We start from the raw sequence: 25,454 nt of genomic DNA, 5'->3' as shown, positions 1-25,454 counted from the left end.
GACGGATCTCAATAGGGCAGGAACAGGCCGGCAAGCGCCGCACTCATCAGGTTCGCCAGCGAACCGGCCGCGAGCGCCCGCAGGCCCAGCTTCGCTATCACCGGGCGCTGGTTGGGAGCAAGCCCGCCGGTCACCGCCATCTGGATCGCGATCGAACTGAAATTGGCAAAGCCGCACAAAGCGAAGGTGACGATCGCACGGCTGCGCTCGGACAGCACGTCTGGCCCCAGCCGCCCGAGGTCGATGAAGGCGACGAACTCGTTCAGCACGATCTTCGTCCCGAACAGACCGCCCGCGATCTGTGCCTGCTCCCACGGGATGCCGAGCAGCAGCATGATCGGCGCGAACAGCCAGCCCAACACCATCTGGAAGGACAGCTCGGGCATGTCGAACCATCCCCCGACCGCGCCGAGCAAACCATTGGCAAGAGCGACGAGCGCGACGAAAGCGAGCACCATTGCGCCGACGGCAACCGCCAGCTTCACGCCGGTCTGCGCCCCCTGTGCCGCGGCCTCGATGACGTTGGCGGGCTTCTCTCCGTCTTCGAAGGTTTCAGCGACCTGGACTTCGTGCGGCTTGCCGCCCTCCGTTAGTGCCGCCGGCCCCTCGGCGCTTATCCGGTTGGCAGGCAGCGCAATTTCACCCTGCTCGATCGCCGGTTCCGATTGCGGCCGCTCGTCGGGCATGATGATCTTGGCCATGAGGATGCCGCCGGGCGCCGACATGAAGGCCGCAGCAAGAAGGAAGGGCAGATATTCGTTACCGAGCAGCCCGGCATAAGCGGCGAGGATCGTGCCTGCGACGCCCGCCATGCCGACGCTCATCAGGGTGAAGAGATGTGCCGGGGAAAGGGCGGCGAGATAAGGCCGCACGACCAGCGGGCTTTCGGACTGGCCGACGAAAATGTTCGCCGCCGAGCCCAGCGCCTCGACCTTGCTGATGCCCGTGATCCAGCCGATTGCCCCGCCCACCCAGCGAACCACGCGTTGCATGATGCGCAGATGGTAGAGGATGGAAACGAGCGCCGCGAAGAAGATAATGACCGGCAGGGCGGCAAGGGCAAAGGTGTTGGACAGCGGATTGCCTTCGGGCGGACCGAACAGGAATGCCGTTCCCTGATCGGCATAGGACAGGAGCGCGGCGACGCCGTCCGCCATCCACTGGATCGCGTTCCTGCCCCAAGGCGTTCTCAGGACGAGAAATGCGAGCAGCGCCTGAAGCGCGAAAGCGGCGCCGACGACGCGCAACCTGATCCGGCTCTTCCCCGTCGAAAGGACGAAGGCGATGGCGAGGATCACGGCGATCCCCGCCAGATTGACAGCTATTCCGTTCACGCGCGCATTTCCCCTCAGGACAGGTCGCTCGAATCCCGCCGAGCCACCTCATCTGGCGATTTAACGCGAATCCCGAAAACCGCCAGCAATTACCCCTTTATCGCGCACGCCGTCCCCGATCCGTCCACCGATCTGTCGACAGGTTTGTCGACAACGCAGCGTCTTTCCTTTTCCTGCCCGAAGCAATAGGACGCCAGCGATGGAACATCCGTCCGCAGCCCGCCCCGTCGGCGGCTTCAACACCGCGCCATCGCTCTTCGTCTTCTCGCTGATCTATGGCGGAATGACCGTCATTGCGGGCGTCCTCGCGTTCAAGCAGATCGCATTGGGACCGCTGGCCGTTGAATCGGGCATATTCGCCTTCCTGCTGCTGGTCGTCCTGTCGAGCACCATCGCGCAGTTGCACGGACGCAAGGCTGCCGACCGGCTGGTCCTGTGGGGGTTCGTGCCGCTCGCCCTGTCGATCGCGCTTATCTGGCTCGTGCGCGCCCTGCCCGTATCGCCGGACATGCCGGCGGAAAATCTGGCAGCGTTCGAAACCGTCCTGTCGAGCACGCCGCGCATCATGGCGGCCGGTCCGGTAGCCTATGGCGTATCGCTGCTTCTCAATGTCTGGATTTTCGACAAGCTGCGCGGGTCGGGCGATGCTGGTGGCGGAGCGTGGCTGATGATGCGCGGCGCGATCGCCAGCGCAATCAGCCAGGCAATCGATTCCGTCATCTTCATCAGCCTCGCCTTCTATGGCGAGTTCCCCATCGGCGATCTCATTCTGGGACAAGCGCTCGCGAAGATCGCGCTCTCCTTCCTGCTCGTGCCTTTCCTCATCGTCGCCGGGCTGAAAGTGGGACGCTGGCTCGATCGTCGCGCAGCGCCGGAGGGAACCCTTTAGCCGCCTCCCTCCGCCGCCTGCCACCAATCGGCATAGGGCGTGTTCTTCGCGAGGTAGCGATTGTAATCGGGTTCGCCGTCGTCCCACCAGACCGCGCCACGTTCGCCGAGCGCGATCTTCGCTGCGTGAACTTCGGCATGGGCAAGGCGCTCGCCCGCTTCGTCATTGGCTCGCTTCGCCGCTCCCACGGCGCGCCGCGCATCCATCAGCTTGTTCACGAGTTGCTGGCGCTCGTCCTCGGCAAGGTTCGGATTGCTCGTGCGCCACAGCCGACCCCTGACGACGATGTAGCGACCGTCGGGCGTTCTCGGCGGTTCACTCCGCCCGCCCTTGCGCGCCTTATTCAGCCGCTTGCCGTTCTGTGTCGGGATCGCGCACCGCACGCCCGACATCGGCAGGCTTCACCAGTTCGAGATCGCGCGGTTCGAGGATGCGGCCGTCCTGCGAAACGATGGCGACCGGGCCGAGCGGCAGGCGGTCGCGCTTGTCCACCAGCACGGGGTCTTCCTCGCTGTCGGCGGCATATTTCTGGCCCCACTGCCGCAACGCCACAAGGGCCGGCAAAAGGTCGATGCCCTTGTCGCTCAGGCGGTATTCGACACGCCGGCGATCGTCAGGACAGGGCTGCCGGATGAAGATGCCATGCTCGACCAGCTTCGCCAGCCGACTGGCAAGGATGTTTCGCGCGATACCGAGTTCGGTCAGGAATTCCTCGAAATGCTGGATGCCGTTGAAACTCGCGCGCAAGATCATGAACGACCAGCGTTCGCCCATGACGTCGAGCGCTTCGGCGAGGCCGAAGGCGGTCAAATCCCGAAGAGGTTCGCGCAGATAAGGCATGTTCATGGTTCGCGGCAGAAGCTTTAACGCGAAATTTCGACGCGGCAAATCCTAATGCTCGAAATGCGGTGGAGGAGGAGAACGCGCCGCTTCCCCGCAATGTCGGCTCTTCAGATAAGCCGGCGGTCTAGCAAATCGCGCTCGAGGGCGTCGGCATCGGCAAAATGGTGCGTCTGCCAGCCGAGCGCACGCGCCGCCGCGATGTTGTCGGCATTGTCGTCGATGAACAGCATTGTCTCTGGTCGCCGCGCGAACCGCGCCGCCGCCAGATCAAAGATTGCCGGATCGGGCTTCGCGAGCTTCTCGTCACCCGATACGACGATGTCGCGAAACCTGTCGAACACCGGCATCGTCGGGCGGAAACGGCCCCAGAACTCGCTGCCGAAATTGGTGATAGCGAACAGGGGGCGCCCCGCATCGTCGAGCCGTTCGATCAATTCGACCGTGCCGGGGACGGGACCTGGAATGCTTTCGAGGAACCGCTCGCCATAAGCGGCGATCAATTCGGCGTGATCGGGATATTTTTGCTGGTGCAGCGCGATCATGTGGTCGAGCGGAACGCCCGCATCGACCTGTCCGTGCCATTCCTCGGTCACGACATTGGCAAGGAACCAGTCGAGTTCGGCCTCGTCCTCGATCAGCTTCTCGAACAGTCGGCGCAGCTGCCACTGGATGATGACGCGCCCGACATCGAAGACAACCGCCTCGACCGGTTGGGATGCCTGTTCCATGTCGTTTTACGCAGCCTCAGACAAGCGAACGGCCCGCACCCCGTTTGCATGGGGGCCGGGCCGGTCGATCGTTTCCATGCGCGAAAGGGAAGCCTGAACGGCGCTCCCTTCCGACCGCAGGATCAGCCCTGGCGGGCCTTGAAGCGACGATTCGTCTTGTTGATCACGTAGGTCCGTCCGCGGCGACGGATCACGCGGCAGTCGCGATGACGGTTCTTCAGCGACTTGAGGCTGTTGCGGATCTTCATGGTCTGTCTGCTTCTTTTGGAAAAGGTTTGTGGCTCGGCAGGTGGTGCCGACGAGCCGGAATTGCAAGGCCGCGGCGTTACGGTCGCGCGTAACGGGTGTCAAGCGCGATCGGGCAGCCAGCGGTCACGCGCCGCGAATTTCGCTCAGCCGGCGCTCCCACTGAAGGGCATGAGAGATGATCGTGTCGAGCTCGTCATATTGCGGCTTCCACGGCAGGGTCTCGCGAATGCGCGACGGATCGGACACGAGTTCGCCCGAATCGCCCGCACGTCGCGGCTCCATCCGCCGCTCGATGGTCCGGTTGGTGACGCGATCGACCGCATCCAGCACTTCGAGCACCGAGAACCCGCGACCGTAGCCGCAGTTCATCGTCAGCGAGGCGTCGGGCCGCGCGATCAGTTCCTCCAGCGCGAGAAGGTGCGCTGCGGCGAGATCGCTCACATGAATGTAGTCGCGCACCCCCGTCCCGTCGGCCGTGGCGTAGTCCGTTCCGTAGACCGAGACGTGGTCGCGCTGACCGAGCGCCGCCTCGCACGCGACCTTGATAAGATGGGTCGCCCCGGCCGTTGATTGGCCCGTGCGCGCCTGCGGATCGGCCCCCGCCACGTTGAAATAGCGCAGGACGCAGTAATTGAGATCGTGTGCCGCCGCGGTATCGGCAAGCATCTGCTCGGTCATCAGCTTCGACCAGCCATAGGGGTTGATCGGGCGCGTCGGCGTTTCTTCGGTGACGCGCGCGACGTCCGGCATTCCGTAGGTCGCTGCCGTGGAACTGAAGATGAAATGCGACACCCCGCCCTCGACCGCCGCCTCGAGCAGCGCGCGGCTCTTCACCGTGTTGTTCTCGTAATAGGCGAGCGGCTTCTCGACCGATTCGGGAACGACGATCGACCCTGCAAAATGCATAATGGCGCCGATCTTGCGCTCCGCGATGATGCGCAGCAGCAGTTCCTTGTCGGCGATGTCCCCGCGATAGAGCGTCACGCCGTCGGGAATGGCGAACTCGAAACCGGTCGACAAATTGTCGATCACGGAAACGTCCCAGCCGGCATCCTTCAGCGCGAGAACCGCGTGGCTGCCGATATAGCCCGCCCCTCCCGTCACGAGCACGGGGACTTTGGCTGCGCTTTGCGATTCGGTCGTCATGGCGCCAGCGGTTACCAGCGATCGGCTAAGAATCCGATAAACATGTCATGCGCACTCGTCCCTTTTTGCGGCACGGTTTGACAGCTGCGGCGTTTGATATGCGACAGCTCCGCGACGGGGCGAAACAGGTCTCTGGCGGACCGGGATGGATGCGATGAGGAAATTTGTAAAACTGGCAGCGACGGCAGTGCTCTCGGCAAGTCTGATAGCTTGCGCCGCGAAGCCCGGACCCGTTCAGGTCACGCGCTTTCACGACAATCTGACGAGCGCCCCGGTCCAGTCGGGAACGGTATTCGTCGAAAGCGCCGACGATGCCGGTCTGTCCGCATCCCCCTACAAAACGGCGGTCGCTGCAGAGCTGGCTGCCCTCGGTTATCGTGAGACGACCCGCGCCAATGCCGACTACGTCGCGCGGGTCGATGTCGAGCGCTTCGCCTATCGCGAAGGGGAACGCCGCGGCCCCGTCAGCGTGGGTGTCGGCGGCGGAACCGGCACTTACGGTTCGGGCCTTGGCCTCGGTATCGGCATCAATCTCGGCGGCAATTCGGGCGAGCGGATCGGTACGGAACTCTCGGTCGCACTCGCTCCGAGCGCTGGTGGGCAGAACATCTGGGAAGGGCGTGCGCAATTCCTCGTTCCACCCAAGTCGCCGCTCGCCGAACCGCAAGCCAATGCGGAAACGATCGCCAACGCCTTGTTCGAGAATTTCCCCGGAATGAGCGGCGAAACAGTCGAAGTCGCGGTAGAATAGCGCGCTTGCAAGGTCCGGTCCGCGTCCATAGAGGGCGGGGCCTTCACTTTACGACGATACGCAAAAACACGCAGAGGTAATCAGGTTTGACCGACATTCGCATCGATTCCGAATTCGACAGCGGCAATATCGAAGTTCTTTCGATCGACGGCGCACAGGCAACGCTTGCGATCCGCAAGGATACGCAATCGGATTTCAAGCAGTGGTACCATTTCCGCGTTTCCGGGGCTGAAGGACGCGAACTCGTCCTGAAAATTACGGGACTTTCGTCCTCAGCCTACGTGAATGGCTGGCCCAACTACAATTCGGTGGTGAGCGAGGATCGCGAAATATGGACGCGCGCCGCCTCCCGCTATGACGAGAAGGAAGAGGATGGCTGCCTTACCATCCGGTACACTCCCGCAGGAAGCATCGCCTGGTTTGCCTATTTCGCGCCCTATTCAATGGAGCGGCATCACGATCTCGTTTCCGAAGCGGCTTTGAGCGAAGGCGTTTCGCACGAGACGATCGGGACGACGCTCGACGGCCAGCCGCTCGATTACCTGTCCTGCGGCACGGGAACGAAGCAGGTCTGGCTCTACGGGCGTCAGCATCCGGGTGAAAGCATGGCGGAATGGTGGATGGAAGGCGCGCTGGAAATGCTGACCGACCCGACCGACAGCATCGCCCGGGCGCTGCGCGAACGCTGCACGTTCCACATCGTGCCGAACTGCAATCCGGACGGCTCGCGCCGCGGACATCTCCGGACGAATGCCTGCGGTGCTAACCTCAATCGCGAATGGCATGAGCCGACTGCCGAACGCTCGCCCGAAGTCCTCGCCATTCGCAACAAGATGGACGAGACCGGCGTCGACTTCGCGATGGACGTTCATGGGGACGAGGCGATCTCCGCCGTATTCCTTGCCGGATACGAGGGTATTCCCGACCTGAAAGACGCGCATCATCGAGGCTTTGAGCGCTACAAGTCGATCCTCGCGCGCCGCACGCCGGACTTCCAGACGGCAAAGGGTTATCCGGTATCGAAGCCAGGCGAAGCGAACCTTTCGATGAGCACGACGCAGGTTGCGCACCGCTTCGGCGCGACGGCCATGACGCTGGAAATGCCGTTCAAGGACAATGACGATCAGCCCGAGCCGGAGCAGGAATGGTCGCCCGAACGCTGCAAGGCGCTGGGCCGCGAATGCCTCGCTGCGCTGCTCGAATGGCTCGACGCGGACGAGGAAGGCTAGTCGAGGCTGGCTGGCCCGAAGGCGAGCGGCAACAGTTTCGACAGCGTCACGCGGTGGGTTTCATGCTCTCCGACGCAGAGGACAAGCGGATCGGTAGCGCCGAGCCCTGCCAGTTCGTTAAGGACCTGACGGCAACGCCCGCATGGGGTGATGGGAGCTGCTGCCGGTCCGGTGACCGCAACAGCCTCCAGACCACCTCGCCTCCCCGCTTCCATCGCTTTCGCCACGGCGACCGTTTCGGCGCAAAGGGCCAGCCCGTAGCTGGCGTTCTCGATATTCGTGCCGGTTACGATCGTACCGTCGGCGAACAATAGCGCCGCTCCGACGGCAAAGTTGGAATAGGGCGAGTAGGACGCCTTCGCGGCTTCGCGCGCCGCCTCGATCAATTTTTGCTCGTCCACTATGCGTTCCCCGCTCAAGGTTGCACCACGACCCATGCGATCGGCTCCTCCGCCGCTTCCGTATGCAGCGCATCGTTCGCCGTCCATAACAGCCATGGCCGACCGGCATAGGACGGTTCGTACCAGTTGCTGGCCAGCCATAGATTGCGCTCGATCCGCGAAGAAATTTCATATTCCCGCTCGAAGGCTCGCGACGGTTTCAGGATTACCGGCTTCCCCGCGTGAATCTCGATCTGGTTGACCAGCGTCATTAATTCACTCTCCACCGCTGCCTCGCTCACGCGTTGCGGACATTGCGAGGCCAGTTTCTCGAGCGCAATGGCGGGCGGCAGCAGGTTCGGATCGCGCGGGACGACCGTTACGAACTTGGCCGACTGGAGATCGGCGGGGACACAGGGATCGAACGCATGGACCACGCCCACCTTCATTCCCGACGCCCGGACCTGGTCGATATTCGCAGCGAATGTCCCGTCGAGCCCGTCTGCTCCAAGGCTGCCCTGCAGATAGGCAAATTGCGCTCCCAAAGCGCGCGCGGTGCGAAAATTGACTTCGCCCGACGCCTCCGAGACGTAAATGCCGGCACGCGGGTAGGTAGCTGCATCGGGCTTCCAAGACAGGCCCCGCCACCACGCGAGACCGGCCGCAATCAGCCCGGCAAGCACGGCAATCAGGATGAGACGCACCAGCCATTGGCGCGATCGCCTTGACGCAGCGGCACTCGAACCGGTTCTTACCATCGCCTTGCCGCTCAACCCTTGATGTGCAGGACGCAGATCAGCGTGAAGAGGCGGCGCGCCGTCGCGAAATCGGTCTCGATCTTGCCTTCCAGCCGCTCCAGCAGCAATTCGGAAGCGCTGTTGTGAACCCCGCGCCGCGCCATGTCGATCGTCTCGATCTCCGCTGGCGTAGCGTTGCGGATCGCCTGGTAATAGCTGTCGCAGATCGCAAAATATTCGCGGATCGGGCGGCGGAAGCGGGCAAGGCCGATGAGAAACGTTTCGAGCGGTTCGCGCTCCTCGTTCTGGATGGCCATTTGCAGCCGCCCGTCGCGTACCGAAAGTTCCAGCCGGTAAGGACCGTCATGGCCCGCCTCGCTGCTGCGAATGGGACGGAACGTGTTCTCCTCGATGAGGTCGTAGATCGCGACCCGGCGTTCCTGTTCGATATCGGGATTGCGCCAGAGGATCGTTTCCTCGTCCAGCGAAATATGCGCGATGCGATGCGTGTCGCTGTCTGTCGAAGAAGAATCTGTCATAATCGCTTGGGGACGCTTTCGCAGATGCGATAGGCTTCCTGCAAGGGGTATGCGCGTCTTCCCCGCTATCCACAAGCAGCGCAGCCAAACCCAGCTTGTCAGCGACCCGTGTTCTGGCACAAGGCGTCGCCATGGCCGAGACCGACCTTCTCTCCCGCTTTACCGATTCGTCCGACACGGAAAATGTCGAGGGGCGCAAGCTGCCGTCGAACATCGAGGCGGAAGCGGCATTTCTCGGCGCGATCCTGATCGACAACCGGGTTCTGGAAGACCTGCAGACGCCGCTTCGGCCACACCACTTTTTCGAACCCCTGCACCAGCGCATCTTCGAACGCATCGTCAAGCTGCTCGATCGCAATGCGGTGGCAACCCCGGTCACGCTGAAGCCCTATTTCGAGACGGACGATGCGCTGAAACAGCTTGGCGGGATAACCTATCTCGCTCAATTGACCGCAGACGGGCAAGGCTTGCTCGCACCGCGCGAACTCGCCAACCAGATCTACGACCTCGCCCTTCTTCGCGAACTGGTTTCGGTCGGACGCAACCTCGTCGAGGGTGCGCTCGATACGTCCGACGAAGTCGCGCCGATGGAGAAGATCGAGCAGGCCGAAGCGGACCTATTCCGCGTCGCAGAAGGCGCGGCGAGCGGGAAGGAAGCCGAAAGTTTCGGCCAGGCGACGCATAAGGCGCTTGGCCTTATCGAAAAGGCGATAAATTCCGGTGGCCACGTATCGGGCAAGACGACCGGCCTGACGACAGTAAACGAGAAGATCGGCGGCCTGCACGACAGCGACCTCGTCATACTTGCCGGGCGGCCCGGCATGGGCAAGACCTCCCTCGCCACCAACATCGCGTTCAACTGCGCCGACAGGATGCTGCGCGATCAGGCGGACGGGATCGAGAACACCGTTGGCGCGGGCGTCGCCTTCTTCAGCCTCGAAATGAGCGCCGACCAGCTCGCAACGCGTATTCTCGCCGAACAGGCGAAGATTTCGTCCGAGGCGCTGCGCATGGGCAAGATCAGCCGCGACGAATTCCAGCAACTGTCCTTCGCCAGTCAACGCCTCGCCGAACTGCCGCTCTATATCGACGATACCCCGGCCCTCACGATTGCTGCCCTGCGGACGCGCGCTCGCCGTTTGAAACGCCGGCACGACATCGGCCTCATCGTGGTCGACTATCTCCAGCTGCTGCAAGGTTCGGGCCGAGCCAACGACAACCGCGTCAACGAGATTTCCGAGATCAGCCGTGGTTTGAAGACGCTAGCGAAGGAACTCGAACTGCCGGTCATTGCGCTTTCGCAGTTGAGCCGCGCCGTCGAACAGCGCGACGACAAGCGGCCCATGCTGTCCGACCTGCGCGAATCGGGGTCCATCGAGCAGGATGCCGATATGGTCTGGTTCGTCTATCGCGAGGATTATTACGTGGCCTCGCGCGAACCCAAGCAGCCGCAGCCAGACGACGATACCAAGGTGCACGAGGTCCACGCGGCTTGGGCAGCGGAAATGGAGCGGGTCCACGGCCTTGCCGAACTGATCGTCGCCAAGCAACGTCACGGTGCCACCGGCAAGGTTCATCTCCGCTTCGAACCCAAGATCACGCGCTTTTCCGACCTTGCCGAGGAAGATCGCCGTTCGGGATACGATTAAGCGAGCGGTTCTAGATGTTGAGGCGCCGACTGACCGTGTAGTCGATGACCGATACGAGCAGCCAACCGAGGTTCCACCGAATGCGGTTCAGCAGCGTCGCCTGACGCGCATGGTACTGCGGGGTGATCTCTTTCGACGCGGCGATGTGGCGCTCCATATATTCGCGCATCCTGTCGGCAAGTGCCGCGTCCTCGACACGGAGCATCAGCTCCAGATTGACGTAAAGGCTGCGCATGTCGAAATTCGCGCTACCCAGATAGACGATGTCGTCCACGACGAGCAATTTCGTGTGTAATTTGCAGGGCTCGAATTCCCAGATCTTCGCGCCTTTGTGCAACAGGTAGCTGTAAAGCGATCGCGTCGCGCCGAGTGTCGCTGCGTTGTCGGACTTGCCCGCCATCAACAGGCGCGCTTCGCCTTCCTTCGCGATCCTGCCGATCCGCTTCAGGATTTTCTTCGGCGGACTGAAATATGCCATGAACATGTCGAGCCGCTCGGCAGAAGCTACGTCCTTGCTCACCTTCGCGGCCCAGCTGCTGAGGCCGCGCGTCGGACCGCCCACCAGCCAGCACCATCCCTCGCCGTCCCACTCCCAGTCGCGTACCGTGCGGCGAATGGCGCGAAAATTGCCGGTCGGTTTTGCAGTCCAGCGATCGAGCTTGTCGAACCAGTCGACGAGGCCTTCCACAGCGTCGCCCCGCATCGCGATGGCGAGATCGTTCCAGCCATTCTCCTGCGGCGGCGCGAAGTAGTCGTCCTCGATGTTGAATCCGCCGAACATCCCGCTTTCGTCGTCCGCGACAAGCAGTTTTTGATGGTTCCGCACGAGATAGCGGTGGGTCCACTTCTCGCTGAAATAGCAGCAATCTGCGCCGGCTTCGCGCAGCGGTCTCAGGAACTCCTCGCTCGTCTCGGCACCGAACCGGTCGAGAATTACCTTGATCGAGACGCCGCGTCGCGCCGCATCGATCAGAGCGTCGCGAAGGCTCGTTCCGACATCGTCTTCCATGAAGATGTAGAAACACAGCTTGAGCGATCGCCGCGCGTTTCCGACCATTTCCAGCAAGGCGCGGCGCCGATCCTCGCCCGCCGGATAGAATGTCAGATCAAGCCCGTTCGACGTAACGCGAAATGGCGCCTCTTCCTCGAACGACGTCGTGCCGCCAGATCGGTTCGGTTCGTCCTCGTTAGCCATCCTCCTGACCTGCTAGGCGCGACCGGCACCCTTTGCAAATCCTTGACGAAACCGGGCAAAGCGCCTATCTGACCGGCTTTCCTATCAATTCAAGATTGCCCGGAGTGCTGAATGGCGCGCGTTACCGTTGAAGATTGCGTGGACAAGGTCCCGAACCGTTTCGATCTCGTTCTGCTGGCTGCGGAGCGGGCTCGCGAGATCAGCGGCGGCGCGGAACTGACGGTCGATCGCGATCGCGACAAGAACCCGGTCGTCGCCCTGCGCGAAATTGCCGACCAGACGATCAAGCCGAAGGATCTGCAGGAAAGCCTGGTCACGAGCTTGCAGAAAATCCTTCCCGATGACGAGGACGAGGCCGATGACATCGGTTCGCTCAGCCAGTCGGCGGAAGCATTGCGGATCACGGCTTCGGCCCCCGCGCGATCGACATCCATCGGCGCCGACTACGACGGTTGAGCTACGGGTCGAGAGCGACGCGCTCACCGTATGATGTTTCAGATTGGGCCGTCCTTTGGGGCGGCCTTTTCTTTTGCTGTCAGAATGGCGAATGGATGTCCCGCACTTTTCCGGTACTTCGCGCCGGAGGTTTCGCCATGCGCAGGGGGATAGTTCGCGATGGCCGTAGTGGCTCTCTACAGCGTCAAGGGCGGCGTCGGGAAGACGACGCTGGCCGCCAACCTCGCATGGTGCTCCGCCACGATCTCCTGTCGCCGCACCCTGCTGTGGGACCTCGATGCCGGGGGCGGGTCGGCCTTCCTCCTCGGGGTCGAACCGAACCGTCGGGACCGGGCCAGCGACGTATTCGACGGACAGCGCGAGCCCGCTGAACTGATATCGGCGACCGGCTTCGAAGATCTGCACGTCCTGCCCGCCGATGAAAGCATTCGGGCACTCGATGCGCAATTTGCAGGTATCGGCAAGCGCAAGCGACTTGCCAAGCTGACCGGCAAGCTCGCGCGCGATTACGAACGTATCGTGCTCGACTGCCCGCCGGTCCTCAACGAAATCAGCGCCCAGGTCATGCGGGCCGCCGACGTCATCATCGTACCGCTGCCCCCATCCCCGCTTTCCTCGCGGGCGTTCGACACCGTCGTCACCGCAGTGCGCAGCATTGGAAAGGGACATCCCCCGATATTGCCGGTGCTTTCCATGGTCGATCTGCGTCGCAATCTTCACCGCGAAACCTGCGCCGCCAATCGTGGCTGGCCGGTCATCCCGATGGCGAGCGTCGTCGAACAATGCGCCATTCGCCGCGAGCCCGTCGGAGCTTTCGCCCCGAAGTCACCCGCGGCTGGTGCGTTCGCGCGGCTATGGACTGCGATCGAACGCAAGCTGGCGAAGCGCTAGATTACGAGTTGCCGCCCTGCCCGCGCCCGGTCTTTGCCTGCATCTCGTCGATCTTCATCGACGCCTCGGCCTTGGTGAGGTTTTCGTCATAGGCGTCGAGCTGTCCCGCTTCCTCGCATAAGGTCTTCAGGTAACTCGCCTGCGCGCCGGTCATCGTCTCATCGCCGGTCGTCCAGTTTTCCGGGTCCTTTTCCGCATTGGAAACCGGATCGGACTTGGGATGGTCGGTAGGGGTCGTGGCATTCATGATATTGCTCCTTTTGGACCTTCAACCGCTTTCGTTCCATGTTTGTTCCCATCGCTCCGACCGTCCGATTGCAGTCGGTGTCCGCTTCATGATAACGCATCGCGGCGAACGCAGGACCGGGGGGAAATAGGATGAGCGAGCACTCGGCGGCGCAGGCTTCGGTCGCAGCAGGTCCACCTGCTCGCGTGGAAACTGATCGCAGCGGTCACTTCGCAGAAAGCGAATGCCTCAATTGCGGCGCGGACCTCAGCGGCCCGCATTGCGAGGCATGTGGGCAACACAGTCACCTGCCGCGCTCGGCAAAGGCGATCATGCATGATTTCATCCACGGGGTCCTGCATCTCGATGGCAAGTTCTGGACCACGCTCCCGCTACTTTTCTTCAAGCCCGGCCAGCTGACCCGGCGCTATATCGACGGCGAAAGGCGCAAGTTCGTCTCGCCCTTCTCGATGTTCCTGTTCTCCGTCTTCGCGATCTTCCTCGTCTTGCAGGTGCTGGGGATCAAGTTCGGGTCGATCGGAGAAATCGACAAGGTAACGCCCTCGCTCAGAACGGCGGAGATCGCGCTGCAGGACGTTGCGGCAGGCAACGAAGGACCACTCGGCGGCGGTATCGTAGTCATAGAAAGCGGCGCAGGCAGCCGCGCCGAAGCGATCCGCAATGCGACAGAAGGCAATAGCGAACGCTCGCAGCGTGCGGCAGAGACGTTGCCTTTCGTGCGGCAGGCGCTCGAGGAATGGCGCGGACCCGAGGCGGAAGAACAGATTGAAGAGCCCGCCGACGCGGGGGCGACGAACGCGCTCGGTTCGCTAATCGACCGCAAGATCGCACTCGAACCTGCGGTGTTTGCGACGAAACTGCAAGCGAACCTCTACAAGTTCAGCTGGCTGCTTATCCCGCTATCGATCCCGTTCGTATGGCTGCTGTTCTGCTGGCGAAAGGAATACAATCTCTACGACCACGCAGTGTTCGTCACTTATTCGATAGCCTTCGCGACAATCCTTCTGGCAACTCTGGTCGTTTTGGGGTCCGCCGGGTTGCCGCAGAACTGGGCGTTGGGCGCATTCACGGTCGGCGTGATCGCCCATCATGCGGTCCACATGAAATATACCTACCGCCTTTCGAAGCGCGGTACGTTATGGCGATTGCTGCTGCTCGAAGTCTTCGTGCAGATCGTTCTCGGGACTTTCCTGCTGATCCTCCTCGGCTTGGGCGTCCTCTAAAGGACCGTAGGGGTCAGGCGCAAGGATATTCGCGAATAAGTGCCGCGCGCCATGCTCTGGTAAGGGTCAGCCGCTTGCGCTGCGCTTCGGGAACGCGGCCCAGCATCTGCACGATTTTCTTGGCATCGAGACCTTTCTTCCGCTCGGCATCGCTGACGCAATAGAGCGGAACGCCGCGCTTCGTAGCGGCCTCGTTCTCTGCGCGGACATCGGCCGCCGCCGCCTCGAGCTGAGCCATCCGCGGTTTGGTCCGCTTGTCGAACATGGCCCGCATTCCCTTGTCCATCAGTTCCTTCGCGTCGCGATAGAAGGCGTCGGCATTCACGTCACCGGGTGAGGCTGACGCAGAAACGGAGAGGGCCGACAGGGCCAGAGCGACAGAAAGGCGGAAGGAAACCGGCATCGAACATCCCCTGCGGTTCGGAGCAACAAAAAGGGCGCCCTTCTGATCGGAAGGACGCCCCGAATTGTCGTTGCCGGTTTGAATGGCGGATGAACTACCGCGCTCCTTAAAACCCTTAGGCGGGGGCAGCGTCGCCGGTTCCGCCGAACTTCTTGCCGGCCTTCGGCACGGTTGCTCCCTGCACCGGCTTCACCGCAATGGGTCCACGCGGCTCGTCGGGACGGTCGATCTTGCCGTTGGCGAGCAGATCCTTGATCTCGTCGCCCGTCAGCGTCTCGTATTCGAGCAAGGCCTGGGCGAGCAGTTGCAGCTGGTCCTCGTGATCGGTCAGCAACTGGGTGGCACGTTTATGCGCTCCTTCGACCAGTTCACGGATCTCTGCGTCGATCAGCTTGTTCGTCTCCGCTCCGCCCATGGTGCGCTGCGTCTGACCCATGCCGAGATAGCCTTCCTGGCTGGCTTCATATTGCAGCGGCCCGAGCTTGTCAGACATGCCCCACTTGGTCACCATGTTCCGGGCGAGATCGGTCGCGTACTGAATGTCGGACGAAGCGCCGGATGACACCTTGTCGTAACCGAAGATGATCTCTTCCGCCACGCGGCCACCCATGGACACTGCAAGGTTCGCGTGCATCTTGTCGCGGTGATACGAGTAGTTGTCACGCTCCGGCAGGCGCATGACCATACCGAGCGCACGACCGCGCGGAATGATCGTCGCCTTGTGGATCGGATCGGATGCTTCTTCGTGGACGGCGACGATCGCATGGCCAGCTTCGTGATAGGCGGTCATCTTCTTCTCGTCGTCGGTCATGACCATCGAGCGACGCTCCGCCCCCATCATGACCTTGTCCTTGGCGTCCTCGAACTCCTGCATCGCGACGAGACGCTTCTTGCGGCGCGCCGCCAGCAAAGCTGCCTCGTTGACGAGGTTTGCGAGGTCCGCGCCGGAGAAGCCGGGAGTACCACGTGCGATGGTGCGCGCGTTGACGTCCGGCGCAAGCGGGACCTTCTTCATGTGGACGGCAAGGATCTTCTCGCGACCGTCGATATCCGGAACGGGAACGACGACCTGCCGGTCGAAACGACCGGGGCGCAGCAACGCCGGATCGAGCACGTCGGGACGGTTCGTGGCGGCGATGATGATGATGCCCTCATTCGCCTCGAACCCGTCCATTTCGACGAGAAGCTGGTTCAACGTCTGTTCGCGCTCGTCATTGGAATTGCCGAGCCCGTGACCGCGCGAACGGCCGACAGCATCGATTTCGTCGATGAAGAGGATGCAGGGTGCATTCTTCTTCGCTTGTTCGAACATGTCGCGCACGCGGCTCGCACCGACACCGACGAACATCTCGACGAAGTCGGAGCCGGAAATGGTGAAGAACGGCACACCCGCCTCGCCAGCGATAGCGCGAGCCAGAAGCGTCTTGCCGGTACCGGGCGAACCGACCAGCAATGCGCCCTTGGGAATCTGACCACCGAGCTTGCTGAAACGCTGCGGGTCCTTCAGAAACTCAACGATTTCTTCCAGTTCCTCGCGCGCTTCGTCGATGCCGGCCACGTCTTCGAACGTGACCTTACCGTGACGTTCGGTAAGCAGCTTTGCCTTAGACTTGCCAAAGCCCATCGCACCGCCGGCACCGCCGCCCTTCTGCATCTGGCGCAAGGCGAAGAATGCGATGCCGAGAATGAGTATGAACGGCAGCGAGTTGAGCAGGATGTAGAGAAGGACGTTGGGCTCCTCGGGCGCCTGACCCGAATATTCGACGCCGTTCTCGTCCAGCAAGGTGGTCAGATCGGTGTCGGTCGCGACCGGCACGGTCGAGAAGGATTCGTTGTTCTTGAGCGTTCCGGTTATGCGGTCGGGCGCGATCTGGACGCTCTGCACCGAACCTTCTGCGACGCGATCGCGGAAGTCGGAATAACCGATCTGCTCGCCGGCAGGCTGCGAATTGTTGCCGAAAACCGTTACGACGATCAGCAGGCCGAGAAATATCCCGCCCCAGATCATCAGGCTCTTCACCCACGGGTTAGGGCCTTCGTTGCCCGGCTCGTTCGGATCCCGTTCGTCGCTCATCTTCGTCTGATTCCTTGTCGTCTGCGCTATATGTAAGCGAGGCTAGGTGAATGACAAGTTTCCAACCGATCGGTTAACTACGTCGGTTTGCCGGGGCGTAAGCCTTCAGAAAGACGTCGACCGCTGCTTCGATCCGCCTGCGGTCCGTCGCCCCGTCGGTCGTGACCCCGAACCGCCGTTCGAGATCACCGAAACCCTTGCACATGGCCGCGAACTGTTCGGCCGCCAGCATCGGATCCGCAATCGACAGGTCTCCGCTCGCATCGATGGCTTCGAGAAGTCGCGCAAGGGCAGCCATCATCGTCCGCGGACCGGAATTGAGAAATGCCTGCCCGATCTCGGGATCGCGCTCCGTTTCGGCGGCAATGCGGCGCTCGAACTGGATCATCTTGGGTCGCGCAAGGAAAGCGACCATCGCCTCTCCAATGGTGAAAAGCCGCTCCGCGATCGTCCCGCAACCGGTCGGTTCGAGTTCGAAGTGACCGCGCATCCGGTCACATTCGCGTTCGACCGCAGCGGAAAGCAACGCGCTCTTGTCGCCGAAATGCTTGTAGACGGTGACCTTCGAAACACCGGCGTCGGCGGAAATCTGCTCGATCGATGAGGCAGCATAACCATGCTCGAAAAAGCTGCGGCTCGCCGCGTCCACGATCAGGTCCCGCTTGGTCGCCTTCGTTCTCGTGTTTCGGTCACTTGACAAATTGAACGGCCCCGTTCAGTTGAACGCTTCCGTTCATCAATGGTCCTCGTTCGCATGATTCGCAAGTCCAGCCTGCCGAGGTACCGATGATCTGGATCGCAATCCGGATGCTGACCGGGGACAACCAGAAATTCTACGGCCTGCTGTTCGGCATAGCGTTTTCGACGCTGCTGATCACGCAGCAACTCGTCATCTTCGTCAATCTGATCGAGCGCGGTGCGAGCAGCGTCTACAACGTGCCGAGCGCCGATGTCTGGGTAATGGACCCGGTCAGCCGCACGACCGACGTGAACTTCCCGATGCCCTCGACGGCACTCGACAAGGTTCGCGGCGTGGCCGGGGTGGAATGGGCCGTGCCCCATCTGCGAGCCAGCGCATCCGTCCGCACGAAAAGCGGCGATCTCGAAGGCGTCAGCGTCATCGGCGTCGACGATGCGACCCTTATCGGCCTGCCCAAGAACATGGTCGTCGGTACGACCGATGTCCTGTCACGGCCCGATACCGTTATTATCGACGATGTCGGCACGACCCGCATGTTCGGAGAGGCAAGCCCGATCGGCGAGCGGCTCGAACTCAACGACCAGCGCGCCGTCGTGCGCGGCATTGCGGACTCCATTCCAAGCTTCACGAGCCAGGTAACGCTGTATACGAAATACAGCCAGGCGCTGCGTTACGTGCCCGGAACGCGCAATCGCCTAAGCTTCGTCCTCGTCGGCGCAAGCGATGAAATCTCTCCAGAGGAGCTGACCGCACGCATTACCGAAGAGACCGGATTGCGAGCGCGAACCCGCGACGAATTTGCGCAGGACGGCATCAATTTCATCATCGAGAATACCGGCATTCCGCTGAACTTCGGCATTACCGTCGCGCTCGGTTTCATCGTCGGTATCGCCATTGTCGGCCTGACCTTCAGCCTGTTCATTCGCGACAACATCAAGCAGTTCGGAGCCTTGAAGGCGATCGGCCTGACGAACGGCAAAATCGCTCAGATGGTCGCCGCACAGGCGCTGATGGTCGGACTGGTCGGCTACGGCTTGGGCGTTCTCGGCACGGTCGGCTTCATCTATGCTTTCTCCGCCAATCCGACGTTCAAGGGCTTCTACATTCCCTGGCAGATTCCGCTCGTCTCCTTTGCCTCCATCCTCGTCATCATCACGCTCACGGGTTGGCTCGCACTGCGCAGCGTGATGAAGACCGAACCGGCAGCGGTATTCAGATGAGCGGACAGCCGAGCCTCGACCAAGCCGGCGGAAACGGTCCGGCAATCGCCGTGCGGGACATTGCGCGGGATTTCGTGGCGGGCCAGCAGACCATCCGGGTGCTGCACGGCATCGACCTTGACGTCGAACCGGGCAACCTCACCTACCTCGTCGGGGAATCGGGTTCCGGCAAGACGACGCTGATCTCGATCATGTGCGGCATCCTTTTTCCGACCGAGGGACAGGTAAAGGTGTTCGGGACCGACATCTACGACCTGCCCGATCGCGAACTCGTTCGCTTCCGCCTGCAGAACATCGGCTTCATCTTCCAGCAGTACAATCTGATCCCGGCGATCGATGCCGCTCACAACGCCGCCGTCCCGCTGATCGCGCAGGGCATGGATCGCAAGGAAGCGCGCGACCGCGCGGCAGAGATGCTCGACAAGCTCAATATCGGAGACCAGGCGAACAAGTTGCCGAACCAGCTTTCCGGCGGTCAGCAGCAGCGCGTCGCCATCGCTCGCGCACTCGTCCACGAACCGCGCCTCGTTGTCTGCGACGAGCCGACGGCCGCGCTCGATGCGAAATCCGGACGCAGGGTGATGGACTTGCTGCGCGAGGTAGCGCTGGCCGAGGATCGCTCCGTCATCATCGTGACGCACGACAACCGCGTCTTCGATCTCGCCGACCGCATACTTGTCCTCGAAGACGGCCGCATAACCCACGACGGCACAAAAATGCCGAAAGATCACTAGGTATCGGACAGACCAATGGCTTTATCCTTGAAGAATGTCAGCTTTTCGCGGCAAGTCCTGCCGGTCGTCGCGCTGGTCGGACTCGTCATCGCCGTCCTCTACATCGTGACGGGCCTGCCCGACCGCGAACTCGAGGAGCCGAGCCGCGAACCGCCCCGCGCCACCGGTGAACTCGCTGGTCAGAACCGCGTGGCAGGCGCCGGGATCGTCGAACCGTCGAGCGAGATCGTCTCGGTCGGCACTGCGCTCTCTGGCCTTTTGACCGCCATCCGCGTCGAGCCCGGCGATATCGTGCAGCAGGGTCAGCCCCTCTTCACCGTCGATGATCGTGCGGCACGGGCGAGCCTTACCGAAGCGAACGCGCAGATCGCCGAAGCCCGGGCCGCGATCGCCGAAGCATCCTCCGCTCGCGAAACGGCGGACCGCCAGCTGGCGCTGTTCCGCAATGTCGAGGATCCGGCCGCCGTCAGCCGCTCCGAAGTCATTCGCGCCGAAGGCGAAGCGGCAGCCGCAAGGCAGCGGCTCGAACTTGCGCGGTCCCGCCTTTCTGCCGCCGAAGCAAGGGCGAACTCGGTTCGGACCGAAATCGGACGGCTGACTGTGCGCGCACCGATTACCGGGGAAATCCTGTCCGTCGACAAGCGCGTCGGGGAGTTCGTCTCCGCCGGAGGTCCGCAGGGCGCGGGCAGCGAGCCGATCCTCCAGATGGGAGAGACCCGACCCCTGCACATCCGGATCGACATCGACGAGGAGCAGGCGACGCGCATCAAGGAAGGTGCGCCCGCCATCGTATCGCCGCGCGGCGATGCCAGCAGGCAGGTCGAAGCACAATTCGTTCGCATCGAACCCCTCGTGGTCCCGAAGCGATCGCTGACGAACAGCGCCGCGGAACGGGTCGATGTGCGAGTCGTGCAGGCCATCTACGCCCTGCCCATGAGCGAGGAAGGCTTTCGGGTCGGACAGCAGGTCGATGCCTATATTCCTGCGCGGGAAAGCGCCCGGTGAAGCTGGCTCGATCAATCCACACAGCGGCATTGACGGCCTGCCTCGGCGCGTGCGTCGCCGGTCCCGCGCCCGAAATCGCGACGCCCGTCCCCGATCTGCCGCCGTCCTTCTTTTATGCGCCCGACGTTGCGACCGATACGAGCGTCGCGGCCTTGCTTCCGCAGGGCGACCCGGCCTTTCGCGAGCTGAGCGAGCGCGTCATCGCGGACGCGCCAAGGCTCGCGGAAGCTGCCGCGCGGATTGAGGAAGCCCGCGCCACAGCCCGGCGAGCGGGGGCCGAACGCCTCCCCCTGATCGGAGCCGACGCGTCCGTCACCGGAACCCGCACCAACCCCTCGCAATTCGGCGGGACCCTGCCGCCCAACGTCGTTTTCGATACCGAGCGCGTCGCCTATGGCGCCAATCTGACAGCGAGCTGGGACCCCGACCTGTTCGGGCAGCTGCGCGCCCGAGAGCGAACCGCGGTCGCCCGGATCGACGCCGCCGACGCCGCCGCGAGCGCGGTCCGGATAGCCCTGCTGTCGGAGCTTGCCGCTGCCATCGTCGACTGGCGCAGCCTGACGGCGCGCGAAGGTGCATTGCAGGAAGACCTCGATGCGGCGCTCGAACTGGCTCGGCTCGCCGGAGTCCGCGAGCGTTCGGGTCTGGCCCCCGGTTTCGACCGCGTCCGCGCCGAAGCGACCGCCAACGCCTCTCGAAGTCGCCTTGCGGCGTTGGCGAACGAGCGGGCGCGTCTCGTCGGGCGCGTGGTTACGCTGACCGCCCTGCCCGCTGGAGAGGTGCACGCCGTACTCGCCTTGTCGCAAGTACAAACTGACCTTGTCCCGGCCCCTCGCCTGCTTCCGTCGCTCTTGCTCGCGAACCGTCCGGACATCCTGCGCGCAGCAGCGCTGCTGACGGCAGAGGATGCGGAGCTTGCCGCCACCGCCCGCTCGCGCTTTCCGCAATTCGACCTCGGCGCGATCGTGGGTCTGCTGGCATTCTCTCCAGGTGACCTGTTCGACGAGGACAGCATCGTCGGAACGCTTGCCGCCAGCGTTGCCGCACCGCTCGTCGATTTCGGCAGGACGGAAGCGGAAATCGACCGGGCCGCGGCTCGCAAGCGCGCGGCCTTCGCCAGCTATCGCAATGCAGTCTATCAGGGGCTAGGCGATGTCGAGACGGCTTACGGCCTCATCGATGCGGCAGATGCCGAATATGCGACGCTCATCGCCGAACGCGACAGCGCCCAGCGCGCAGCGCGGCTGGCCGACACGCGCTATCGCGCAGGACTGGCCGATTTCCTCACCGTTCTGGAGGCGCGACGCGCGGCGGACGACAGCGCAGCCCGTGCCGCGACAGCGTTCGGCGCTGCAAGGCGTGCGCGTATCCTTTTATGGCAGGCAATCGGCGGAGAGCCGCAGCCTCCCCGTTCGGACGTTCAGAACGGCAGTCCGCTGCCATCGGAACTGTAATACAGGTAAGTCCCGCCGATGAGTGCCGCGACCGACATCAGCGTTGCGATAAGCATCAACAGCCCGTCCTTGACTGTCAGCGCGAGGGCGAATGCCGCGATCGTGATCATCGGGGCCGAACTTGCGAACGGAATGAACTCAAGCGGCGGGACGGTGAGGCACAACAGGATGATCGCGACGGCCGCGATCTTCTGCCACGTCGGGCCGGTGAATTGCTGGAGCCGCCCCTTGAACCAGTGATCGAGCTTGTCGGCGATCCCTTCCAGCTTCTCCGCGCCGTTCATCAGCTTGTCGGACTTGACCGAACGGTTCTGAACGAAATGCGGCATCCAGACGTGATCCGCACCGAACAACAATTGCAACGCCACGAGTGCGATCAATGTTGCCAGGACGGTCGGCACGCCGGGGATGCCGCCGACCGGTGTGATTTCGAGGATTGCCGGAATGAACATGACCGGCCCGAAACTGCGCTTGCCGAACTTGTCGAGCACATCTGCGACACGCACCTTCTCTTCGGAGTCGGCCAGTTCCTCCAGCCCCTCGACCGTATCGGTTGCGCTTTGCGGTTCCTTTGCCATCCGTGCCTCCTTGCGCCTTCCAACGAACAAAGGCTGCAAATGGGACCGTCGGCAATGCGAACGTCCTTGGCCTTGCCCCGGACTAGGACGTCGCTTTCCTGAGGAGCGCCGACCGTTCGCAGCGGCAGACGACCTCGTCGCGCTGGTTCAATGCTTCATGCAGGAAGGTGACGATGCCGGCATTCGGACGCGACTTGCTTTCCCGCAACTCAGTGACTTCGCTCGTCGCGCGCAGCGTATCGCCGATGAAGACGGGCTTCGGCATGACCAGCTTGTCATAGCCCAGATTGGCGACCAGCGTGCCGAGCGTCGTGTCCCCAACCGTCAGTCCCACCATCAGCGCGAAGGTGAAGGTGCCGTTCACCAAAATCTGCCCGAACTCGCTCGCCTCCGCAGCCTCCCGGTCAAGATGAAGCGGTTGCGGATTGTGGGTCATCGTCGTGAACAGGAGATTGTCCGTTTCGGTCACCGTCCGCCGGATTTCGTGCGAAATCTTCTGGCCGATACTCCATTCGTCGAAGTGACGTCCTGCCATGCTCAGTCCCCTTTTTCGGTCCAGCTTTGGGCCACTTTGTGCCCGTCTTCGGCGCTGTCCCTTATCGTCGAGGGCGTTCGTGAAAAGCGTGGAGCCGGGGCCGTGTGCCAGACGCCATCGCGCTCGACATAATTCCCCCGCGCCTTGAGATGCGGGTGATCGCGCGCATCCTCGACTTCGACAACAGGCGCGAAACAGGCATCGCTGCCTTCCAGAAGTTCGCTCCATTCGGCTGCCGTGCGCTTCTTGAACAGCTGCGCCAGACGTTCGGCATATTCGTCCCAATTTGCAGGGTTCATCTGCCCCTCGGCAAGAGCATCGGTTTCTCCAATCTTTGCAAGGAGTTCGACGTAGAATTGCGGTTCGATTGCGCCGACCGAGACATATGCGCCATCGGCACATTCGTATGTGCGATAGAAATGCGCCGCCCCGCCGAGAATGCCTTTGCCGCGCGTGGTCGAGAGGTGCGGCAGGTGCCGCGCTCCGAAGAAGAAGCTCATCAGGCTCGTCGTTCCGTCGACGATCGCCGCATCGACGACCTGCCCCTTGCCCGACCGCTCCCTTTCATACAGCGCCGCGAGAATTCCGAGCGCGCAATAGAGTGATCCGCCCCCGAAATCCCCTACGAGATTTTGCGGCGGAACCGGCGGTTCTCCGGGCTTTCCGATAGCTGCCAAGGCGCCCGTAATGGCGATGTAGTTGATGTCGTGACCGGCTGACTTTGCCAGTGGGCCGTCCTGACCCCACCCGGTCATCCGGGCGTAGATCAACCGCTCGTTCGCGGTGCATAGGTCATCGGGTCCGAGCCCGAGCCGCTCCATCACGCCGGGGCGGAAACCTTCGAGCACGACATCCGCGTTTTCTGCAGCTTTCCGGCAGAAATCGCGCCCTTCCTCGCTGCGAATGTCGACCGCGACCCGGTGGCGGGCGCGCTCCACGACCGGGTTCAGCGTCGTCGCTCCTTCCCGCTCGATCCGCAGCACTTCCGCGCCCATATCGGCGAGCAGCATCGCGCAATGCGGTCCGGGTCCGATGCCGACGAACTCCATCACACGCAAACCCGTCAAAGGACCGTTCGCACCGCTATCGCTCATCCCAAACCCTTCTTTTCGTTGCCTTTATTCCGCCCGATTGCACTATTTGCAAGATCACCCACAATGGCACCTGAAGTGCCCTAATTGATGTCGAGCCGCGTGTTCGGGTCGTCGATCGGAGGTCTGTGAGCGAACGTTCAGGCGTTCACCGCAGCACGCTTCTGGAAGCCTACCAACCGCTCCGAGATAATGGCATCGGCTTCGGCCATGATGCGGTCGATCAGTTCCTTGCAGGTCGGCACGTCGTCGATCAGCCCTGCCACCATGCCGCAGCTCCAGGCGCCTGCATCCATGTCCCCTTCCGTCATGATGCGAGGATAGACGCCCGCGACCTCGTCCACGATGTCCTCGAACTTGAGATCGGAGCCGAGCTCGCGCTCCTTCTCCAGCAGCTTTTCCACCGCCGCATTCGTCATCACCCGTTCCGTATTGCGCAAGGGCCGCATGACCAGCCGCGTGTCGAGTTCGCTCGCCGCGACGATCGCCGCCTTCACGTTCTCGTGGACCGGCGCTTCCTTGGTGGCGATGAAGCGCGTGCCCATGTTCATGCCGTCCGCCCCCATCGCCAGCGCCGCGACGAGGCTGCGCCCGTCCGCCATCCCGCCGCTCGCGACGAAGGGAATGTCGAGCTCGTCCGCCGCCCGCGGCAACAGGATCATGTTGGGAATGTCGTCCTCGCCCGGATGACCGCCGCATTCGAAGCCATCCACGCTGACCGCGTCGCAGCCGATTTCCTGCGCCTTCAGCGAGTGCCGGACGCTCGTGCATTTGTGGATCACCTTGATCCCCGCATCCTTGAGATGCGGCAGCACGGCGGCCGGGTTGTTGCCCGCGGTTTCCACCACCTTTACCCCGCCTTCGATAATCGCGCGGATGATCGCGGGATAGTCGGGCGCGTTGACCGTGGGCAGGAACGTCACGTTAACGCCGAACGGCTTGTCGGTCATGTCACGACACTTCGCGATTTCGTTGGCGAGATCCTGCGGCGTTTTCTGCGTCAGACCCGTGATGATCCCCAGCCCGCCCGCATTGGACACCGCCGCCGCCATTTCCGCAAAGCCGACATAGTGCATCCCGCCCTGGATGATCGGATGCTCGATACCGAACATTTCGGTGATGGCGGTCTTCATCCTCTTCTCTCCCTTGTGTATTGCGACGGCAGGACGCGCGC

The 25,454-nt window shown here is 62.6% G+C and carries 29 protein-coding genes; 11 read left to right on the top strand and 18 right to left on the bottom strand.

The genetic code is table 11. The features are described 5' to 3' along the window. Window positions 1-8: 8 nt before the first annotated feature. Window positions 9-1,334, bottom strand: a complete 1,326-nt coding sequence (locus tag GRI38_RS10065; RefSeq protein WP_419880268.1) for a NupC/NupG family nucleoside CNT transporter — start codon at window positions 1,332-1,334, stop codon at window positions 9-11. Window positions 1,335-1,533: 199 nt separating this feature from the next. Between GRI38_RS10065 and GRI38_RS10060 the strand changes: the two genes are divergently transcribed. Next, window positions 1,534-2,223, top strand: coding sequence for a queuosine precursor transporter (locus tag GRI38_RS10060; protein ID WP_160683093.1), 690 nt, complete (start codon window positions 1,534-1,536; stop codon window positions 2,221-2,223). Here the strand turns inward: GRI38_RS10060 and GRI38_RS10055 are convergent. From GRI38_RS10055 to galE, 5 genes are all read right to left on the bottom strand, one after another. Beyond that, entirely contained in the window at window positions 2,220-2,615 is a 396-nt protein-coding gene (locus GRI38_RS10055) for a hypothetical protein (protein WP_337191281.1), read from the bottom strand. The genes GRI38_RS10060 and GRI38_RS10055 overlap by 4 nt on opposite strands. Next, entirely contained in the window at window positions 2,563-3,063 is a 501-nt protein-coding gene (locus tag GRI38_RS10050) for a winged helix-turn-helix transcriptional regulator (protein WP_160683397.1), read from the bottom strand. The genes GRI38_RS10055 and GRI38_RS10050 overlap by 53 nt, the downstream gene beginning before the upstream one ends. A gap of 110 nt (window positions 3,064-3,173) precedes the next feature. Continuing rightward, window positions 3,174-3,794 (bottom strand): HAD family hydrolase, encoded by a 621-nt coding sequence (locus tag GRI38_RS10045; RefSeq protein WP_160683091.1) that lies wholly within the window; start codon window positions 3,792-3,794, stop codon window positions 3,174-3,176. Window positions 3,795-3,916: 122 nt separating this feature from the next. Continuing rightward, entirely contained in the window at window positions 3,917-4,042 is a 126-nt protein-coding gene (gene ykgO / locus GRI38_RS10040; RefSeq protein ID WP_007165381.1) for a type B 50S ribosomal protein L36, read from the bottom strand. Window positions 4,043-4,166: 124 nt separating this feature from the next. Further along, window positions 4,167-5,189: a UDP-glucose 4-epimerase GalE gene (galE, locus tag GRI38_RS10035; protein WP_160683089.1), complete on the bottom strand. Its 1,023-nt coding sequence runs from the start codon at window positions 5,187-5,189 to the stop codon at window positions 4,167-4,169. Window positions 5,190-5,343: 154 nt separating this feature from the next. On the opposite strand from galE, the gene GRI38_RS10030 reads away from it, so the two are divergent. Both GRI38_RS10030 and GRI38_RS10025 read left to right on the top strand, forming a co-directional pair. Next, window positions 5,344-5,940, top strand: coding sequence for a DUF4136 domain-containing protein (locus GRI38_RS10030; RefSeq protein WP_160683087.1), 597 nt, complete (start codon window positions 5,344-5,346; stop codon window positions 5,938-5,940). A gap of 86 nt (window positions 5,941-6,026) precedes the next feature. Further along, entirely contained in the window at window positions 6,027-7,169 is a 1,143-nt protein-coding gene (locus GRI38_RS10025; RefSeq protein WP_160683085.1) for a M14 family metallopeptidase, read from the top strand. Here the strand turns inward: GRI38_RS10025 and GRI38_RS10020 are convergent. From GRI38_RS10020 to GRI38_RS10010, 3 genes are read right to left on the bottom strand one after another with little or no spacing between them, the layout of a single operon-like run. Next, window positions 7,166-7,570: a cytidine deaminase gene (locus tag GRI38_RS10020; protein ID WP_337191280.1), complete on the bottom strand. Its 405-nt coding sequence runs from the start codon at window positions 7,568-7,570 to the stop codon at window positions 7,166-7,168. The genes GRI38_RS10025 and GRI38_RS10020 overlap by 4 nt on opposite strands. Window positions 7,571-7,584: 14 nt before the next feature. Then, window positions 7,585-8,307: a glycoside hydrolase family 25 protein gene (locus GRI38_RS10015; protein ID WP_160683081.1), complete on the bottom strand. Its 723-nt coding sequence runs from the start codon at window positions 8,305-8,307 to the stop codon at window positions 7,585-7,587. Between the two features lie 11 nt (window positions 8,308-8,318). Beyond that, the gene (locus GRI38_RS10010; protein ID WP_160683079.1) at window positions 8,319-8,825 is read right to left on the bottom strand and encodes a UPF0262 family protein; all 507 of its coding nucleotides are present in this window, start codon (window positions 8,823-8,825) and stop codon (window positions 8,319-8,321) included. Window positions 8,826-8,956: 131 nt separating this feature from the next. On the opposite strand from GRI38_RS10010, the gene GRI38_RS10005 reads away from it, so the two are divergent. Further along, window positions 8,957-10,474, top strand: a complete 1,518-nt coding sequence (locus GRI38_RS10005; protein WP_160683077.1) for a replicative DNA helicase — start codon at window positions 8,957-8,959, stop codon at window positions 10,472-10,474. A 10-nt stretch (window positions 10,475-10,484) separates the two neighbouring features. Here GRI38_RS10005 and GRI38_RS10000 read toward each other — a convergent pair whose 3' ends face one another. Then, on the bottom strand, window positions 10,485-11,669 hold the full coding sequence (locus tag GRI38_RS10000; RefSeq protein WP_160683075.1) for a phospholipase D-like domain-containing protein: 1,185 nt from the start codon (window positions 11,667-11,669) through the stop codon (window positions 10,485-10,487). 111 nt (window positions 11,670-11,780) lie between these two features. On the opposite strand from GRI38_RS10000, the gene rpoZ reads away from it, so the two are divergent. Together rpoZ and GRI38_RS09990 are read left to right on the top strand one after the other, a co-directional pair. Next, window positions 11,781-12,125, top strand: coding sequence for a DNA-directed RNA polymerase subunit omega (gene rpoZ / locus GRI38_RS09995; RefSeq protein ID WP_160683073.1), 345 nt, complete (start codon window positions 11,781-11,783; stop codon window positions 12,123-12,125). A gap of 159 nt (window positions 12,126-12,284) precedes the next feature. Beyond that, window positions 12,285-13,016 (top strand): ParA family protein, encoded by a 732-nt coding sequence (locus GRI38_RS09990; protein ID WP_160683071.1) that lies wholly within the window; start codon window positions 12,285-12,287, stop codon window positions 13,014-13,016. A gap of 1 nt (window position 13,017) precedes the next feature. Here GRI38_RS09990 and GRI38_RS09985 read toward each other — a convergent pair whose 3' ends face one another. Then, entirely contained in the window at window positions 13,018-13,263 is a 246-nt protein-coding gene (locus GRI38_RS09985; RefSeq protein ID WP_160683069.1) for a DUF3072 domain-containing protein, read from the bottom strand. Window positions 13,264-13,394: 131 nt separating this feature from the next. On the opposite strand from GRI38_RS09985, the gene GRI38_RS09980 reads away from it, so the two are divergent. Beyond that, the gene (locus GRI38_RS09980) at window positions 13,395-14,486 is read left to right on the top strand and encodes a DUF3667 domain-containing protein (protein WP_160683067.1); all 1,092 of its coding nucleotides are present in this window, start codon (window positions 13,395-13,397) and stop codon (window positions 14,484-14,486) included. A gap of 13 nt (window positions 14,487-14,499) precedes the next feature. Here GRI38_RS09980 and GRI38_RS09975 read toward each other — a convergent pair whose 3' ends face one another. From GRI38_RS09975 to GRI38_RS09965, 3 genes are all read right to left on the bottom strand, one after another. Beyond that, a complete protein-coding gene (locus tag GRI38_RS09975; protein WP_160683065.1) occupies window positions 14,500-14,889 on the bottom strand; it encodes a hypothetical protein in 390 nt (129 codons plus the stop codon). Window positions 14,890-15,004: 115 nt separating this feature from the next. Next, the gene (gene ftsH, locus GRI38_RS09970; RefSeq protein ID WP_160683063.1) at window positions 15,005-16,963 is read right to left on the bottom strand and encodes an ATP-dependent zinc metalloprotease FtsH; all 1,959 of its coding nucleotides are present in this window, start codon (window positions 16,961-16,963) and stop codon (window positions 15,005-15,007) included. 73 nt (window positions 16,964-17,036) lie between these two features. After that, complete coding sequence (locus GRI38_RS09965; protein ID WP_337191279.1) at window positions 17,037-17,612, bottom strand: TetR/AcrR family transcriptional regulator; 576 nt, start codon at window positions 17,610-17,612, stop codon at window positions 17,037-17,039. 137 nt (window positions 17,613-17,749) lie between these two features. On the opposite strand from GRI38_RS09965, the gene GRI38_RS09960 reads away from it, so the two are divergent. The 4 genes from GRI38_RS09960 to GRI38_RS09945 are packed head-to-tail and all read left to right on the top strand — an operon-like array spanning window position 17,750 to window position 22,076. Beyond that, entirely contained in the window at window positions 17,750-18,883 is a 1,134-nt protein-coding gene (locus GRI38_RS09960) for an ABC transporter permease (protein ID WP_160683059.1), read from the top strand. Continuing rightward, a complete protein-coding gene (locus GRI38_RS09955) occupies window positions 18,880-19,617 on the top strand; it encodes an ABC transporter ATP-binding protein (RefSeq protein WP_160683057.1) in 738 nt (245 codons plus the stop codon). The genes GRI38_RS09960 and GRI38_RS09955 overlap by 4 nt, the downstream gene beginning before the upstream one ends. A 15-nt stretch (window positions 19,618-19,632) precedes the next feature. Further along, on the top strand, window positions 19,633-20,622 hold the full coding sequence (locus tag GRI38_RS09950; RefSeq protein ID WP_160683055.1) for an efflux RND transporter periplasmic adaptor subunit: 990 nt from the start codon (window positions 19,633-19,635) through the stop codon (window positions 20,620-20,622). Beyond that, on the top strand, window positions 20,619-22,076 hold the full coding sequence (locus GRI38_RS09945; protein WP_337191278.1) for an efflux transporter outer membrane subunit: 1,458 nt from the start codon (window positions 20,619-20,621) through the stop codon (window positions 22,074-22,076). Before GRI38_RS09950 ends, GRI38_RS09945 begins: the two co-directional genes overlap by 4 nt. Here GRI38_RS09945 and GRI38_RS09940 read toward each other — a convergent pair. From GRI38_RS09940 to GRI38_RS09925, 4 genes are all read right to left on the bottom strand, one after another. Then, a complete protein-coding gene (locus GRI38_RS09940) occupies window positions 22,043-22,654 on the bottom strand; it encodes an exopolysaccharide biosynthesis protein (RefSeq protein ID WP_160683053.1) in 612 nt (203 codons plus the stop codon). The two genes, GRI38_RS09945 and GRI38_RS09940, sit on opposite strands and share 34 nt — an antisense overlap. An 82-nt stretch (window positions 22,655-22,736) precedes the next feature. Next, window positions 22,737-23,189: a MaoC family dehydratase gene (locus GRI38_RS09935; protein ID WP_160683051.1), complete on the bottom strand. Its 453-nt coding sequence runs from the start codon at window positions 23,187-23,189 to the stop codon at window positions 22,737-22,739. Between the two features lie 2 nt (window positions 23,190-23,191). Then, the gene (locus GRI38_RS09930) at window positions 23,192-24,283 is read right to left on the bottom strand and encodes a CaiB/BaiF CoA transferase family protein (RefSeq protein ID WP_160683049.1); all 1,092 of its coding nucleotides are present in this window, start codon (window positions 24,281-24,283) and stop codon (window positions 23,192-23,194) included. Window positions 24,284-24,420: 137 nt separating this feature from the next. Then, a complete protein-coding gene (locus GRI38_RS09925; protein ID WP_160683047.1) occupies window positions 24,421-25,413 on the bottom strand; it encodes an NAD(P)H-dependent flavin oxidoreductase in 993 nt (330 codons plus the stop codon). Between the last annotated feature and the right edge of the window lie 41 nt (window positions 25,414-25,454).

Source organism: Parapontixanthobacter aurantiacus, assembly GCF_009827635.1.
GTDB classification, from domain to species: Bacteria; Pseudomonadota; Alphaproteobacteria; order Sphingomonadales; family Sphingomonadaceae; genus Parapontixanthobacter; species Parapontixanthobacter aurantiacus.
Note: the sequence above shows the minus strand (reverse complement) of the source record. Positions and strands in the feature narration are given on the sequence as shown.